13 protein-coding genes are annotated in these 15,006 nt (G+C 54.0%); 3 read left to right on the top strand and 10 right to left on the bottom strand.

Features of this window, described 5'->3' with window-relative positions; translation table 11 throughout:
• Positions 1 to 51 precede the first annotated feature (51 nt).
• The 5 genes from Pla22_RS16895 to Pla22_RS16875 are packed head-to-tail and all read right to left on the bottom strand — an operon-like array spanning position 52 to position 5,230.
• Positions 52 to 1,185 (bottom strand): ABC transporter permease, encoded by a 1,134-nt coding sequence (locus tag Pla22_RS16895; protein WP_146515986.1) that lies wholly within the window; start codon positions 1,183 to 1,185, stop codon positions 52 to 54.
• The gene (locus Pla22_RS16890) at positions 1,182 to 1,874 is read right to left on the bottom strand and encodes an ABC transporter ATP-binding protein (RefSeq protein ID WP_146515985.1); all 693 of its coding nucleotides are present in this window, start codon (positions 1,872 to 1,874) and stop codon (positions 1,182 to 1,184) included. Before Pla22_RS16890 ends, Pla22_RS16895 begins: the two co-directional genes overlap by 4 nt.
• Positions 1,874 to 3,433 carry an efflux RND transporter periplasmic adaptor subunit gene (locus tag Pla22_RS16885; protein ID WP_146515984.1) on the bottom strand — a complete coding sequence of 520 codons (1,560 nt, stop codon included), beginning with the start codon at positions 3,431 to 3,433 and terminating at the stop codon, positions 1,874 to 1,876. Before Pla22_RS16885 ends, Pla22_RS16890 begins: the two co-directional genes overlap by 1 nt.
• Before the next feature lie 2 nt (positions 3,434 to 3,435).
• A complete protein-coding gene (locus Pla22_RS16880; RefSeq protein WP_146515983.1) occupies positions 3,436 to 3,993 on the bottom strand; it encodes a hypothetical protein in 558 nt (185 codons plus the stop codon).
• A gap of 22 nt (positions 3,994 to 4,015) precedes the next feature.
• On the bottom strand, positions 4,016 to 5,230 hold the full coding sequence (locus Pla22_RS16875) for an ABC transporter permease (protein WP_146515982.1): 1,215 nt from the start codon (positions 5,228 to 5,230) through the stop codon (positions 4,016 to 4,018).
• Here Pla22_RS16875 and Pla22_RS16870 point away from each other — a divergent pair, their 5' ends adjacent.
• Complete coding sequence (locus tag Pla22_RS16870; RefSeq protein WP_146515981.1) at positions 5,231 to 5,476, top strand: hypothetical protein; 246 nt, start codon at positions 5,231 to 5,233, stop codon at positions 5,474 to 5,476.
• Positions 5,477 to 5,588: 112 nt separating this feature from the next.
• Here Pla22_RS16870 and Pla22_RS16865 read toward each other — a convergent pair whose 3' ends face one another.
• The 3 genes from Pla22_RS16865 to Pla22_RS16855 all read right to left on the bottom strand — a co-directional run bounded on the left by Pla22_RS16865 (position 5,589) and on the right by Pla22_RS16855 (position 8,896).
• Positions 5,589 to 5,786 carry a hypothetical protein gene (locus tag Pla22_RS16865; protein WP_146515980.1) on the bottom strand — a complete coding sequence of 66 codons (198 nt, stop codon included), beginning with the start codon at positions 5,784 to 5,786 and terminating at the stop codon, positions 5,589 to 5,591.
• A gap of 159 nt (positions 5,787 to 5,945) precedes the next feature.
• Positions 5,946 to 8,447, bottom strand: a complete 2,502-nt coding sequence (locus Pla22_RS16860) for a heavy metal translocating P-type ATPase (protein ID WP_146515979.1) — start codon at positions 8,445 to 8,447, stop codon at positions 5,946 to 5,948.
• Positions 8,444 to 8,896: an ANTAR domain-containing protein gene (locus Pla22_RS16855; RefSeq protein ID WP_146515978.1), complete on the bottom strand. Its 453-nt coding sequence runs from the start codon at positions 8,894 to 8,896 to the stop codon at positions 8,444 to 8,446. The genes Pla22_RS16860 and Pla22_RS16855 overlap by 4 nt, the downstream gene beginning before the upstream one ends.
• A gap of 339 nt (positions 8,897 to 9,235) precedes the next feature.
• On the opposite strand from Pla22_RS16855, the gene Pla22_RS25865 reads away from it, so the two are divergent.
• Together Pla22_RS25865 and Pla22_RS16850 are read left to right on the top strand one after the other, a co-directional pair.
• Positions 9,236 to 9,361, top strand: a complete 126-nt coding sequence (locus Pla22_RS25865) for a hypothetical protein (protein ID WP_261343147.1) — start codon at positions 9,236 to 9,238, stop codon at positions 9,359 to 9,361.
• Positions 9,362 to 9,795: 434 nt separating this feature from the next.
• Positions 9,796 to 10,125 carry a zinc ribbon domain-containing protein YjdM gene (locus Pla22_RS16850; RefSeq protein ID WP_146515977.1) on the top strand — a complete coding sequence of 110 codons (330 nt, stop codon included), beginning with the start codon at positions 9,796 to 9,798 and terminating at the stop codon, positions 10,123 to 10,125.
• A gap of 224 nt (positions 10,126 to 10,349) precedes the next feature.
• On the opposite strand, the gene Pla22_RS16845 is transcribed toward Pla22_RS16850, so the two are convergent.
• Together Pla22_RS16845 and Pla22_RS16840 are read right to left on the bottom strand one after the other, a co-directional pair.
• The gene (locus Pla22_RS16845; RefSeq protein ID WP_207310401.1) at positions 10,350 to 11,801 is read right to left on the bottom strand and encodes a DUF1501 domain-containing protein; all 1,452 of its coding nucleotides are present in this window, start codon (positions 11,799 to 11,801) and stop codon (positions 10,350 to 10,352) included.
• A gap of 31 nt (positions 11,802 to 11,832) precedes the next feature.
• Positions 11,833 to 14,922, bottom strand: coding sequence for a DUF1553 domain-containing protein (locus Pla22_RS16840; protein WP_165440714.1), 3,090 nt, complete (start codon positions 14,920 to 14,922; stop codon positions 11,833 to 11,835).
• Positions 14,923 to 15,006: the final 84 nt, after the last annotated feature.

Here is a 15,006-nt window from a genome sequence, read left to right as displayed (position 1 = left end):
CTATATCGAGTGATCGCTGCAACTCCTGGACGCTGCGGTTACCTCGTCCAACTACGATTGTCGAAGTGCGTCGACAATCGGGACGGTTGCTGCCTGAATCGCGGGCGCTAAACCTGCTGCCATTCCGACGACTATTGACACACACACTCCGGAAATGGCCAGTTCGACCGACGGTCGGAATGCGATCGTCGCCCCTTCGGCCCCGATCGCAAAACCACTGATCGAAAGTAGCACCATCGCCAGTGCTGTTCCCGCGGTGCCGCCCACGACACATAAGATCGTACTTTCGGCAAGAACCAACTTCATTGCTCTCAACGGTCGCAAACCGATCGTTTGCAGTACCGCGTATTCCTTGATGCGATCCTGGACGCTCATCACCGTTGTCGTGGCCACCAAGGACAACACTAAACCAACACAGGCGTATCCCAACCAGTGAGCGAAACCGATCAAGTCGACGAGGTCAGAAAGAGTGCTCGCTTGAAACGCTCCTTTACGCCGAGTGGTTGTTGCGACTGACGCTGCACTTAAAACAGAATCGATCTCGTTCGCGACTCGGTCGGGATCCGCATCTTTGGTCAGCATAACTTCGTGTTGAGTGACCAAGCCCGCCGCATCGAGGCCCCGGGTGTACTGCAAAAACGCGAGGCTGGTGTAAATCAAATTCTCTTCCGCCGGCACACTGGATTCAAAAATTCCTGCAACCTGCACCGAGATATCACCAATCGTGAACTGCTCGCCCGTGACCAAGCCACGCCGCTGCGCGACGTTGCGGCCAACGATGGCGGCATCACGCTGCGAAGCAAATCGGGCCCAATCACCTTCGACGAGTTTGAGCGGTCGTGCTTGTTGAATTTGCTGGGGGTCCGCTCCATTGAACACGACGATATCTAGACTGGCTCGGCAATTATTGGTCCATACTTGGATCGGCATCACGTCGCGTACGCCTGGAACCTTCCTGATTTTGTCAGAGTAGTCCTCCGGTAGGCGGCTCGTCGTGGGACAGAAGCGATTCTGTTGGAAGACAATCAAGTTGCGATCAGCGTCGCTTCCAGAAGTGAGCCGATGCAGGCCTTCTTGGACCGATCCAACAAAGCAGAACACGAACATGGCAACCGCCGCACCCGTGACAGTTAGGAGCGTTCGGGTCCGGTGTCGCCAAAGCGTTTTGATTACATAGGTCGTCATTGTGCGGATCCAATCGAACGTTCCAAAAACTTTCCGCGATCGAGAACTAACTGACGAGACGCAATGCTCGCAACGTTGGCATCGTGGGTAACCATCAACATCGTGATATCGAGTTCTTCATTGAGTCGCTTCAAAAGCACCTGCACCTGATCACTGGTTTCCGTATCGAGGCTTCCGGTGGGTTCGTCTGCGACCACGACCTTGGGGTGCGCAACGATCGCGCGTGCTATGCCGACTCGTTGTTCCTGACCGCCGGAGAGTTGACGTGGATAGTGGTCGGCGCGATCACTCAAACCCACCGCTTGCAGAGCCAACTCGACACGCTCGCGACGCTGCGATGTCGACAACTTCAAAAGCAACGTGGGCAGTTCGATGTTCTCGTACGCAGTCAGCACGGGAATCAAGTTATGAGTCTGAAAGATGTACCCCAAATTCGCCGCCCGCCAATCGGCAAGCTTGCTACGAGACAGCTTCGTGACGTCAGTCCCATCAACGGTGATGGTTCCCGAGTCGGGCCGATCAATACCGCTAACCAAGTTCAGCAACGTGCTCTTGCCTGTCCCACTGGGTCCCATCAGCGATAGGAACTCTCCCGCTTCGATATCCAGATCAATGTTGTCGAGCGGTGTAATCGTTTCGTCGCCTTTTTGAAAGCTTTTGCTCACACCGCGAAGTTCTACAAGTGCCATCAGTTCATTCCTACAATCGGGTCGTCGCCAGTGATCTTCACAAAACTTCCCTCGCTCAAGCCCTCATACCCACTCGCAATCAGTTTGTCGGTCGGGTTCAAGCCTGACGCAATTTCAACCAAGTCCGCACCGGATTCACGACCGACCACCACCGATTGGCGCCTAGCCGCGTCACCTTCATCCACAATCCAAACATACGCTCCACTGTCATCTGAAAGGACCAGCCGCCGAGGTGCGAGAATGCTTTCGGCGCGGGTATCAGAATCGACTCGGATGTCTACTTCGGGTGCTAAGAAACTTGCCGTCACCAACATTTCAGGACGTATCGTCAGAGGCGGATCGATCAATTCCACTTTCACTTCCAAGGTGTTCTTTTGAATATTCGCCGAGCTGGTGACCTGCAGCACACGACCTTGGATCGCAACAGATGACGAAGCGGTTTCGATTTCCACAAGCTGACCTTGAGTGACCATCGGAACATCCTCGAGTCGGACGTCGGCGCGAATTTGCAATCGGTTTGGATCATACATCTCAATCACGGTGCTTGAACTTTGGCCAGCATTGGATTCGAGCCCCATGACACGGGTTCCCGGCGAAGCGATCAACCGCAGCACACGTCCATCGATCGGCGCACGCACGACGTTTCGATCAAGTGTTAGTTCCGCTTGTCGTAATTGAAGAGCCGCGTCGTTTCGTAAAGCCTCGGCCGATTGAACTTTTGCCTCGGCTTCCTGGACCTGTCGAGTTTCTTCAACAAGCAAAGCAAGTTGGCGATCGAGAGCCTCGACTTTGCCTTCGAGAGCACGAGCCTCGCGTTGCACGTTAGGCATCCGTTGACGCAGTTCTTGTAGCGTCGCAACCGCGACCGCATGCTCGCTTTCGGCGCGAGCTATGATGTTTCCCGAAATAGCACCTTTGGCCGATTGTTTTCCTTCCATGCTGCTGAGCGTGTAGCGGGTATTCGCTTCAGCGCCCTCGATCATGAACGGCAGCTTCGCAAGCTCCGTTTGCACGTTCGCCAGTTTGCTACGTGCATCGGCGAGTTGGACTTGCAAGTGCACGGGGTTATCAAATCGAACTCGCGCGGCACTGAGTTCCGCGTTTGCTCGAGCGAGTTCACCTTCGCGAATTGCAAGTTGGTTCTTGGCCTGCTCGACGTTTAGCTCAGCGTCAATCGAAATCAGCCTCGCGATCGGCTGATCCTTACTGACCGGCTGACCCTCCACGACCATCAATTCCTCGATCACCCCCGGCGCAAGTGCCGCGACACTAATCGCGGTCGGGCGAGGCTCGATCCATCCAGGCGATTGGAACAAAGCAGAGCCCGAGGGTTGCTGTTCCGCTCGTTTCACCACCACGGGAACAACTGTCACTGGTTGCGCAGGCATTAACCGACGTCCCGCCGCGGTTGCCAACAGGGCGATGAAACCCACTAGGATGCCAAACGGTATAAGGTACCGAACGATCCAGCGGTTGCGACGTGGTCGGGTGTGGGTTGCCTGAGAATCGGGAGTCCGATCCAGTGCCAGTTGGCTCAGGTCCAGTGGAGGATTTGTCATCGCTACTTGCCTGGACGAATGAAGACTTCATGAGAAGAGACGGTCAAGTTTCCGTGTTGATCCCGTTTCGCATTGCCCTTCACAACGACGGTCGACAATTCTTTGACGCCTAAGAGGCCACGTGCACTGTGAAGCACCGGACGACCTTCTTCGTCGACAATCTTCACTGTCGCAACGTTGTCTTTGACTTGGCCTTGGGTGCAGCAATAGTCCCAGGGAGTCGGACATCCTTCATCAGCAGCGCAATATGGAACCTTGGGGTCGACGATCGTGAACGCTGCCAAGCCATCGACAAACGGCTTGCTCGATCCACCAATCAATCCCACCAATGTCACCTCTTCGCCATCCTTGGTCGTCTCTCTCGCTTTACCGACTGGAATTGCACCTGCGGGTTCACTCGTAACGAGATACTTTGACTTAGCAGCCGAATAGGGCTGTACGACGTTCTCTTGAGTCTCCGTTGTGACATCGGCTTGAGGGTCACTAGCAACATCAGACGACCCACAGCCAATTGCAACGGCGGATAAACCAACCAATGACAAACCGTAAAGAATCTTCATTTCAAATCTCCAGTAGAGGGAATCAAATCGCTTTCAAACTCGTTGCAACTTCGGCTTGCAACGCTTTCCACGCCGGGGGCAACGCACCCACGACACCTAATAACAAACCCACACCGCAACCGATTAAGATTGCGACGCTATCGATGCGTAATGCGAATGCACCCATTGTGAATCGAACCGCCATCCCGTTCAGTAAAGCCAAGGCGATAATGCCGGATAGTAACGATCCAGCAGCCGCCAAGAGCACACCTTCTTGAATCAGACTGATCAGAATGGCGCGTCTACGGTATCCGATTGCCTGGAGCGTCGCGATCTCGCGAGTTCGCCCGGCCACCGCACCAAACATCATGTTCAAACCGGCGAAGACGCCCGCGCCCGAAACCAACAACACCACGAACCAAGCTAAGATTCGCACCGGTTTGTAGTGCTGTTGCAAGGACGCGTAGTAATCCGTCTCGCGAATCCCTCGCAACTCGAGATCCAACCGTTCTTTGCAGAACAATTGGACTTCGGCGGCAGAACTTTTCGGCGACAACAACAACGCCACAAGACTTAAGTCCTGTCGTTTGGTCGCCGTTTGGAAATCGCCCAATCGGCACCAGATTTCCGATTCATAGGCCGCGCCGCCAGCGGAGAAACGACCGCTGATTGTCCATGTACGTCCTTCGAATTCGAGTTTCTGTCCGACCGCCAACGCGGCGTCCGTGCTGCCCAGTTTTGCAGACACCAACTTGCCGACGATCACTTCGCCGTCGGACGGCCATTCGCCTTCCATTATTCGTACGGATCGGCGAACCAAAGGCGCCGCTGTTGTGACGCCTCGAACAAGTCCCAGTCCACTTCTCTGTAGTCCACTTCTCTCTAATCCACCGGTCTCTAATCCATCAGTCTCAAGTTCATCAGCGCCGGAGACAACTTTCACACGAGTGCCCAAGTACAACTCTGGTGACGAGTGTGAGACTCCAAAACGGTTGACGGTCCCGCTCAAACTTGCTGACAATAACGACGGCGTTCTCGCTGGGATGGATGAATTCTCGATGTTCTCTTCTGAATTGACGGAGTAGACCAGCACAACATTCTCGTCGCCACTGACGGATAACGAACGTTCCAATCCGCGAATGAAGCCGACGACGACGAATACGAGCATTACCACCGTTGCCAGAGCAACCAGCGTTAGCGCAGTCCGGACTGGCCGTCGAGCCAGGTTCCGAACACCGTATTCCCAAGGAAGTAGCATGTGTTTGAACGGATAGGGGGATGGGATCACGAGCGTCAAGGACTACGGCAACTCAGTTCGATGGAAACCAAAGAGCTGCCGAATGTTCACCGCGCGGCACGCAATTCAAATGCGATCAAGCGAAGTGACGAGGATCAAGTTGCAACCGTCAAGCTGCATGGATCGAAGCCAAGAGAGCAACCGAGCAAAGCAACGTTGCGGTTGGCGATCCTAGAAGTCCAAGCGAATCAAATGAGCCAAGATTGATACGCAATCCGCGCATCTCTTCCGCAGACAAGTGAACTCGTTGGACGCTGAAGAGCATGATCCGATGGAGTAGACGCGAAGTTAGCAACGCTAGTCGACTGACACGCATCTGCTAACCATTGAACAACCATCGCAGTCGAACACGATGATAGATCGGCGTCGTTCTCGACGATGGCACCGTCGCAAAGACAATCGGGGCAATCACACTGATCTTGCGGAACGTCACCCGGATTGCCGGTTGGCGTCGTTGTGCCTGACGCTTCACCAGCATGGGGACAGCACTTGCAACCGACGCTCGAAGGCGCAACATCAGAAACATCACTCGCCTGACAGGCTAAGCAGCGAATCGGACACGCCAGTAAACTGGCGATCAACAATACGGCGAGAATGGCTCGGAACATGATTCGAATACTACTCCGATCCAAGCGTCCAGCAAAGTCCAAATCTGTTTCGCGACAGCAAGTTGGGGCTAGTTTGCCGCCGGAGAGTTCGGTTTATAGGCCAGTAAACGCAGGGCATTGAAAACGACAACAAGAGTGCTGCCTTCGTGTAACACCACCGCTGGTCCAATGTTCAAACCCAAAATCGTGGCCGGGACAAGCAGAACAACCATCCCCAAACTCATCCAAAGGTTTTGTTGGATGATTCGCCGTGCCTGACGACTAACCCCGATGGCCAATGGAAGATTTTCGAGCTTATCAGCCATCAGTGCGATATCAGCAGTTTCGAGCGCCACGTCACTGCCGGCGGCTCCCATCGCGATTCCGACCGCCGCGGATGCCATTGCAGGTGCGTCGTTGACTCCGTCACCCACCATCGCGACTCCACCATTCGCTTGCAGTTTGCGAACCTCAGCGACCTTGTCTTCGGGCATCAGGTCACCAAACGCTTCTTCGATTCCTATCGCCTTGGCCACTGCATCAGCGACTTGTTGGTTGTCACCGCTAATCATGACCATCCGACGGATGCCCATCTCACGAAGCCGCAAGATGGTTCGAGTGGACGCTCTTCGTGGGGCGTCCATCAAACCAATGACACCTAGGTAGCGATTCCCACGGCGCACCACCATGGTTGTCCGCCCGCCCCGCTCAAGTGTCTCGACGATGTTCCGGATCGCTTTCGACAGTGGCTCGCCCGCGACTTCACTAAACAGGTCGTCCTTTCCGACATGCACCACTTCACCGTCAACGACCGCTTCGAGACCGCGGCCGGTAATACTTTTCAAGTCGCTTGCATGAGGGATGCCTATCGGGCTTTCTGCGTGGTCAGACGCTGATGTGTCATTCAGTGTCGCGAGCCTATTTCGACCATCGCGAACCACCGCGCGCGCTAGCGGATGTTTGCTTAGTTCTTGGACAGCAACAGCGTTTCGCAGCAACTCGGCTTCGTCGACATTATCAGCAGGATGAACATCGGTAACTTTGGGTTTGCCTTCCGTCAGTGTTCCCGTTTTGTCAAACGCGATAGCGTCGAGACTCCCGAGTGCTTCCAAGGGGCCACCTCCTTTGATAAGCACTCCGTCACGCGCCGCGCGAGCGATTCCGCTAAGGACCGCGCTAGGCGTTGCAATCGCGAGCGCGCACGGACTTGCCGCTACCAAAACGGCCATCGCTCGGTAGAACGATTCGCCAAAAGATTCCTCCAATACGAGCGGCGTGAAGATCAGCAACAGAACCCCCGCCACCACGGTTGGAACAAAGTATCGCTCAAACTTCTTTGTGAACTTCTGAGTCGGCGAAACTCTCGTTTCTGCCTCATTGACCATGGTCACGATTCGTGACAGCGTGCTCTCCGATGCGATCTTCGTCACCTGTATTTCAAGCACGCCGGCTTGATTGATGGTTCCAGCGAAGACTCGATATTCAGAGGAAAGGTCTTCCACATTCAGCGAGGCCAAGTGCACGTCACGAACCGGTTGCTTCTCGACGGGCATGCTTTCGCCAGTGATGGGAGATTGATCGACGCTGCTCTCGCCCGCGACCACAAACCCATCGGCCGCGAGTCGTTCGTCTGGTTTAACAATCACGACGTCACCCACCACAAGGTCCTCGACGGCGATTTCAGATTCCGCACCATCTCGACGAACACGAGCGATACGCGGGGCTAACTGCGACAACGACTCGATGGCGTGCTTTGCACGGCCCATCGCGTATCCCTCCATCGCGTGGCCGATACTAAATAGAAACAGCAGGAACGCCCCCTCGGCCCATGCCCCAAGCGAAGCTGCACCTGCCGCGGCGACGATCATCAAAAAGTCGATCTCAAACTTTCCAGCGCGAATCTTTTCGATTGCTTCCGTGACGGTGAAATATCCACCAAATCCGTAGGCAAGGATGTAGAACATCCAAGCGACCCAAGGGTCGAACGTTTCGAGTGTCGCTATCAGCCATCCGGAAACCAGAAAGACGCCGCACAACACTGCGAAAATCAATTCTGATCGGGGCCCGAAGATTCCACCGTGTGAATGATCGTGGCCAGCGTGGGCGTGACACGTTCCATCGTCTTTCTTGACGCTCGGACTGCCGCCCTTCAACGAAACCTCTTTCGTCCAACTTGCCAGTGTGCTCTCGATCGTCGATGCGTTGGTCAATTGTCGATCGTATTCAGCACGAACCATTCCTTCGGCCGTGACCGACGCTTCGATCACACCTGGGATTCGTCCTAATCGCGATTCGATTGCACTGGCCCGCCTCGCGTGCATGGGCGAAGCCTGACTTAGCCAGTGTCCGTACCGCTGGTGCAGTTCGACGCCGGCGCGGTGCGCGAGTTCACGAACCTCACCGATCGATACGATGCGAGGATCGTAGTGAATGCAAATGCGATCAGGTTGCTCTGCCTCGGACGCGGATATATGTGCCGCATCAACACCAGCCTTCGACTGCAGCAATTCAGATAGACGGGTGATGCAGGCATCATCGGAATGGGTAACGGTTGGCAGCAGTAAACGAAGTTCAATCTTTTCTTTGTTCATACGCGACTGTCTTCGTTATCTGAAACCGATTGCAACAGAGCGATGCGATCGAGAATCTGGCGATGCAAAAGACTTAGAATACCGCGATACGAAAGTACTTCTTCAATGCCGCAAACCGATTTTTGAATAGTAACTTGAGACGGCAATTGGCATGCGTACAACCAAACTTTTGGTGGAATTGTAAACATCTGCAATTTGCTGGCCACTAACCAGCCACTTTGGTCAGCGAAACGTTCGTTCACCAGCACTAAATTGGGGCGCAAATCGTGAACCATCGACGACACCATTCCACCGAAAGTGGCGCGAGATACGTCATATCCCAGCTTCGCAAACAGGCCCTCTAGATCAGCGAATACTTCATCCCGAAATTCGCCAACAAGCACTCGGCGTTTGGCACCGACGGGCGTGGGCGCATCGGTCTCAAACTTCCCTGCATCAATAGCATTCACGTCGACCAATCCTCTTGTACCAGCGCATGTGAAACCGACAGAACCTTGAACCATGACAAAACTCCAGATTGAGACCTTGGGGCGCAAAAACACTCACGCAATCAGGGCACAAACCATCGAACGAGACGGTCCGTGCGAAATCCAATCTCAAAGAGTAAATCGCGATAGCAGGATGCAGCGATTTAGCGCTGTCATCTGGGGCCGCTGATGGGTTCCCCTCCGAGTTAGCTGGCATTGCGACATGCCACTCAAAACGGGACTCGGCAAACCGATGTCGAAGGTTTGCAGTTCGTCGGCTTCTGGTAAACGCTGAACCCGAAATGCGATAGGTAGTCGATCATGCCGGCACTGACACGACTTTCCGTCGCATCGGTTGGCGATGTTGCCATCACTGACCTCCAACGACGCATCCGCTTGAAAACCGGCGATGTCGGCTATGTCGCCGCGATGGCTCTCACTTACTAACGCATTTGCCGCCACGTCGATTTGCAATGCATTGACTTCCAACGCAAGAATCTCTGATGCAACGCTAAAACAACAATGATTTTGACACTCAAAGTTTCCCCAACATTGAGGAAACTTCGAGAGCGAAGACGTGATAGCAATCACCAGCACGAACATCCATGTAAGCGTTCTTAGTCGACTCGGTTTGATCAAGGTTGGTGGCATGTCCCAAGTGTAGCGACGAAATGAAACGAGGCAAACAAGGTCTACGCGGACTCAATTGCTCAGTTAATTTGCTAACAATGCACAAGTGGGGTTAATGTGCGAGGCCGTGAAAATACGTTCGTAAACGACACACTCTCAAATTTCTTTCGGGTTCGTAATGCCCCGGTATACGTAAACGACGATCTAGAGATAATTGGAGCATCATTTCAATTCCTCTAAGCGATCAAACCATGAGCGACCTTCCTCCATGCCCCGAATGCAATTCTGAATACACCTACGAAGACGGTGTGCTGCTGGTCTGCCCCACCTGTGCTCATGAATGGACCGCGTCGGAACCGGAACCAGTCGAAGATGACGCGACTCGTGATTCCAACGGGAACGTGCTTGAAAACGGTGACACGATCGTGGTCATCAAAGACCTGAAGTTTAGGGGCGGCGTCGTGAAGGGTGGCACCAAGGTCAAGAACATTCGCATCGTTGATGGTGATCACGACATCGATTGCAAAATCGACGGAATTGGAGCCATGGCTTTGAAATCAGAGTTCGTGAAGAAGGCGTAACGACCTCGTAAGCTGGGCATCAAACACACGAAGAAGCCAAGCATTCAATGCCTGGGCTAGTTGTTTCATCAACAGCAAGCGTATCTCAGTGCGGCCCGTACGTCTTACAGCGACCGACTGATATCGACCTGCACAACGCCCGCAATGACTTGCACGTACGTCTCAATGCACCCGTGCTTTGCAATCAACCAACGTTCTCGTTGATTTTCGGAATACGTTTCTTGCTACGCCAAGATCTCAGTCACAATTCTTGATGGTTCGACCCCGGTCAACCGAGCGTCGAGCCCTTGAAACTTGACTGACAGCCGGTGATGGTCGATTCCCATCAAGTGCAGCAAGGTTGCGTGAAAGTCACGAACATGGACTCCATCGGATACGACGTTGTAACCAAAGGGGCACGTTTCACCGTGGCTAATTCCAGGTTTGATGCCGCCACCGGCCATCCACATCGAAAAACATCGTGGATGATGATCGCGTCCATAGTTCGTCGCGGTAATCGCACCCTGCGAATAATTCGTGCGTCCGAACTCTCCTCCCCAGATCACCAACGTGTCTTCAAGCATCCCGCGCTGCTCTAAGTCTTGCAGCAAAGCGGCGGAAGGTTGGTCGGTGTCTTTGCATTGCCCCTTCATGCCGCCGGGAATATTTCCGTGATGATCCCATCCTTGATGGTACAACTGAATGAACCGCACGCCCCGCTCGGCCAAACGACGAGCCAACAGGCAATTAGCAGCGAATGATCCCGGCTTCGCGACATCAGGACCGTAAAGGTCCAAAACACTCTGTGGCTCGTCTGCGAGATTGGCCACATCGGGAACGCTCGATTGCATCCGATAAGCCATTTCGTACTGTTCGATGCGAGTGGTCAGACCAGGGTCGCCCAGCCGATCCTGTTCGAGTTGATGCAAGTCGTTAAGTCGATCAAGCATATTCCGTCGGCTCTCTGACGAAATGCCCGGTGGATTAGCGAGGTAGAGCACGGGTTCCTTGCCCGCACGAAACTGAACACCCTGGTAGCGAGCCGGTAAGAAACCAGACCCCCACAATCGCGAGTAAAGCGGTTGGCCGCCTTTACCTTTGGTGACCAGCACGACGAAAGATGGCAAGTTGTCGTTTTCACTTCCCAGCCCATAGTGCAGCCAAGACCCGATGCTCGGCCGACCCGAGATTTGATTTCCGGTCTGCAAGAAGGTGATGGCTGGATCGTGATTGATCGCTTCGGTGTACATGGACTTGATGACGGCGATCTTGTCGACGTTCGCTGCCATATGCGGCATCAATTCGCTGACCCAGGTTCCGTTGTCACCGTGCTGATTGAACTTGAAGGTTGACCCAGCCAATGGCAAAACCGCTTGGTTCCCCGACATTCCAGTCAGACGCTGACCGTTGCGCACGGAATCCGGTAAAGGCTCACCCTGCTTTTCGTTCAGCAATGGCTTGTAATCCCACGATTCAAGCTGCGACGGACCGCCTGCTTGAAAAAGGTAGATCACTCGCTTCGCTTTGGGAGCATGGTGAGTTGGGTTAATCACTCCGCCGCTTGGAACGCCAGGTCCCAACGACCGTTTTGTCGCCGCGCTGGCAAGATCACGGTGCAACAATTGCGACGCTGCAATTCCCCCCAGACCCATGCCAAAGGTTTGCAGCCAGTGTCGACGCGATAGGGATGTATTCATGGTGTTTATTGAAATAAAAGGTAAATCGCTATTAGCGAAGCATGATCGTTTCATCGTAGGCAAAGATGGTCTGCACCACGACTGAAGTTGCCGCTAGGTCACTCGGTGAATAGGAACCCTTGGTTGGCTGAGTTCCGACTTTGGAGTAGTCGTCGGCCTGAGTTTGATTGTCGGCAAAGTAAGCGTGTTGCTCTTGGTACAGTTGGTTGAGAACACTCCGTTCGCGTTCACTCGGCAAGCGACTCACTAAGCGTCGGAACAATTCGTTCCAGCGAGCATCGAGATCGGAACCGTTGGTCTCGATCAATCGTTCGGCCAGCACTCGCGAGGCCTCGACGTACTGCGGATCGTTCAGGAACACCAAAGCTTGAAGCGGAGTGGTCGTCAATTCGCGACGCGGTGTGCAACTTTCGCGACTGGTCGCATCTAAAGTCAGCATGGTTGGTGGCGGTGACGTACGTTTCCAATACGTGTACATGCTACGTCGAAACAGCCCGTCACCGGTTGATTGGTTGTATGTCTTTCCGGTGCCAGCTTCTTTCCATAATCCAGCAGGTTGGTAGGGCATAACGCTCGGTCCGCCAATCTTCTTCACCAACAATTCCGACGCCGACAAAACGGTATCGCGTAACTGTTCCGCTGAAAGTCGATGCTTGGGACCTCGCGACAACCAAACGTTTTCGGGATCAATTTCATATTTCTTTGGATCGCTTACCTTCGAAGATTGCCGGTAGGTCGAGGAAAGCACGATTTCGCGGCACAACCACTGTAAGTCCCAATCGTTGTCCATCAATGAACGAGCCAAGTAGTCCAGCAGTTCCGGATGAGCAGGTGGCGACCCCTGCGAGCCAAAGTCTTCGAGCGAAACAACAATCCCGCGGCCGAAGAACAGGTGCCACATGCGGTTAGCGATCACCCGTGATGTCAACGGGTTCCGCTCATCAACCATCCAACGAGCCAAGTCCATGCGATCATCGCCGGCAACCGGTAGACCACCTGATAACGCCGGCGTACTCGCGGTCACGACTTCGTCCTTTTCGGTGTACTCGCCGCGAATCAGCACGTGTGTTTCAGGAGCGTCGTCGTAGTGACGCATCGTCATGATCTCACGCACCGATGCGATCAGTTCATTCTCGGCATGACGCGCCTCTGCCAACGCATTCCTCGCATCAGCGATCTCGTCGTTTGATGTCAGTGCGTGATGTTCAAACGCTAGGTACGTGCCCAAATCACTTGGCTTTGCATCTTCGCGTACGTTTGCATAGATCGCGAGAACTTCAGCGCGTGAAAGCTCCAAATCATAGACTTTCAAATCGTCCAGTTCCCCGTCGCGGAAACCGATATCACGAAAACGGGCACCTAACGAAAGCGAAATCTTTTCCAGATCCAAGTCGTGCCAATCGTCGCGGTGTCGAATGTCGCGAGTCAACTTGTCACGAATGACATCGACCTTCGCCATTTCGCCGTTGACGAAAATCCGAATGCCCGACGCTTTCCCGCTGCCGTCGTGAGTGACCGCGAGGTGAGTCCAATCGTTCACGGGAATCGACTCTATCGAACGAACCCTTACGGCATTGCCCGGCCAAAAATGGATCATTGAGAATTGAGGGTGTCCATCGTCAAGGGTAAGTTCGAGTCCGCGGAATCCAGAATCTTCAGCGGCTCGCGATTGGTGCAGCACAACCATTCGAGGCGTTTGGACGCTTGGCTTCACCCAAAGGCTATACGAGAACGCAGAGGTCCGGCCGAACTGTGGCGATTCCTTGCATTGGATTGCCTCATCGCCGTCGCAACGTGTGGCATTGCCGACGACGCCATCAACTTCGCCATCGAGCGGTAAAGCGAACGCGGGTTCGCGAGGAGTTGGCAACTCATTCGTCTTGGACTCAACGCTGACTTGCCAAAGTTTTCGTGCTTCCTCAATCACGTCCTGGTGGTTCTGCTCAGCTACCGTAATGGCCCGTTTTGCTAACTGATGCTGTTGTTCCTGGTCGCCTTCGTAAAGCAGCATTGCTGGCGTTGGCGCTGAAAACGTGAAGTGCGAATAGAGCCCGAATTCATCGATGTCAGAAAAGTACGCGGACAACGCGTAGAACTCTTTTTGCTTGATGGGATCAAACTTGTGATCATGGCACCGGCAACATTCCATCGTCAGACCGAGAAACGCGGTTGCCGCGGTGGTGGTTCGGTCCGTGATACCGGTCAATCGAAACTCCTCAGCAACGCTGCCGCCTTCGTTGGTTTGCCGGTGCAATCGGTTAAAGGTTGTGGCGAGCTTTTGGTCGCGGCTCGCACCGTCGATCAAGTCACCGGCAACTTGTTCGATCAGGAATTGGTCATAAGGCATGTTTTGATTGAATGATTTGATCACCCACTCTCGCCACGGCCACACTTCCATTTCAATGTCGTTCTGATAGCCAAACGTGTCAGCGTATCGTGCGACGTCCAACCACATTACCGCCATACGTTCGCCATACGCTGGTGATTTCAGCAACCGTTGAACCACTTTCTCGTAGGCATCCTCGGAATCATCGCTCTCAAACGAATCCAGCTCGTCAATCGTTGGAGGCAGTCCCGTGAGGTCAAACGTTACCCGTCGAAGCCACGTCGCGCGGTCGGCTTCTTCGGCAGGTTCAAACCCTTTCTCGCGATGCGTTTGGGCAACGAAAGCGTCGATGCCCCGTCGCGGCCACGATGTTGTGGTTTCAGGAATGTTGACCTTTGCCGGCAGTGATTCGAAGGACCAATGCTTTTGATATTCCGCTCCCTGGCGAATCCACTCGGCAAGCAACTCCTTCTGCTCGGCGCTCAACACCTTTCCTGAATCCGGTGGTGGCATGATCAAATCAGGATCATCGGACACGATCCGCTCAATCAGTAGACTCTCGTCGGGCTCGCCTTCGACGATTGCGCCGTAGTCAATCGCAGGCTCTCGTTCGTCAAATCGCAGATCAGCCGCCCGGTGTTCTTCGTCAGGTCCGTGGCAGGCATAACAGTATTCCGACAAGATCGGTCGGATGTCGGAGTTAAACGATAGAGGCGCACCACCGCTGGCAATAGTGGCGAACGACGCGCAAACAAAGAGGACCGCTGCACGTAAACAGGTTTTGAACGAAGACATGCGTGAGCTGCAGAAATGAAATTGTCGACAGTGAAGAAGCATTAACTCATTATCGCACAAATCTGACACGACGTCTGGTAGTAC

The organism is Rubripirellula amarantea (assembly GCF_007859865.1).
GTDB classification, from domain to species: Bacteria; Planctomycetota; Planctomycetia; order Pirellulales; family Pirellulaceae; genus Rubripirellula; species Rubripirellula amarantea.
The sequence above is the reverse complement of the archived record's forward strand: the minus strand, read 5'-3'. Positions and strand labels throughout refer to the sequence as shown.

Bases quoted from the DNA above. Each gene is read 5' to 3' on its own strand.
- Pla22_RS16865 (WP_146515980.1), bottom strand. From the start codon at position 5,786: ATGTTGCGCCTTCGAGCGTCGGTTGCAAGTGCTGTCCCCATGCTGGTG.
- Pla22_RS16885 (WP_146515984.1), bottom strand. From the start codon at position 3,433: ATGACAAATCCTCCACTGGACCTGAGCCAACTGGCACTGGATCGGACT.
- Pla22_RS16890 (WP_146515985.1), bottom strand. From the start codon at position 1,874: ATGGCACTTGTAGAACTTCGCGGTGTGAGCAAAAGCTTTCAAAAAGGC.
- Pla22_RS16840 (WP_165440714.1), bottom strand. From the start codon at position 14,922: ATGTCTTCGTTCAAAACCTGTTTACGTGCAGCGGTCCTCTTTGTTTGC.
- Pla22_RS16860 (WP_146515979.1), bottom strand. From the start codon at position 8,447: ATGAACAAAGAAAAGATTGAACTTCGTTTACTGCTGCCAACCGTTACC.
- Pla22_RS16845 (WP_207310401.1), bottom strand. From the start codon at position 11,801: ATGAATACATCCCTATCGCGTCGACACTGGCTGCAAACCTTTGGCATG.
- Pla22_RS16875 (WP_146515982.1), bottom strand. From the start codon at position 5,230: ATGCTACTTCCTTGGGAATACGGTGTTCGGAACCTGGCTCGACGGCCA.
- Pla22_RS25865 (WP_261343147.1), top strand. From the start codon at position 9,236: ATGCCGGCACTGACACGACTTTCCGTCGCATCGGTTGGCGATGTTGCC.
- Pla22_RS16850 (WP_146515977.1), top strand. From the start codon at position 9,796: ATGAGCGACCTTCCTCCATGCCCCGAATGCAATTCTGAATACACCTAC.
- Pla22_RS16895 (WP_146515986.1), bottom strand. From the start codon at position 1,185: ATGACGACCTATGTAATCAAAACGCTTTGGCGACACCGGACCCGAACG.
- Pla22_RS16880 (WP_146515983.1), bottom strand. From the start codon at position 3,993: ATGAAGATTCTTTACGGTTTGTCATTGGTTGGTTTATCCGCCGTTGCA.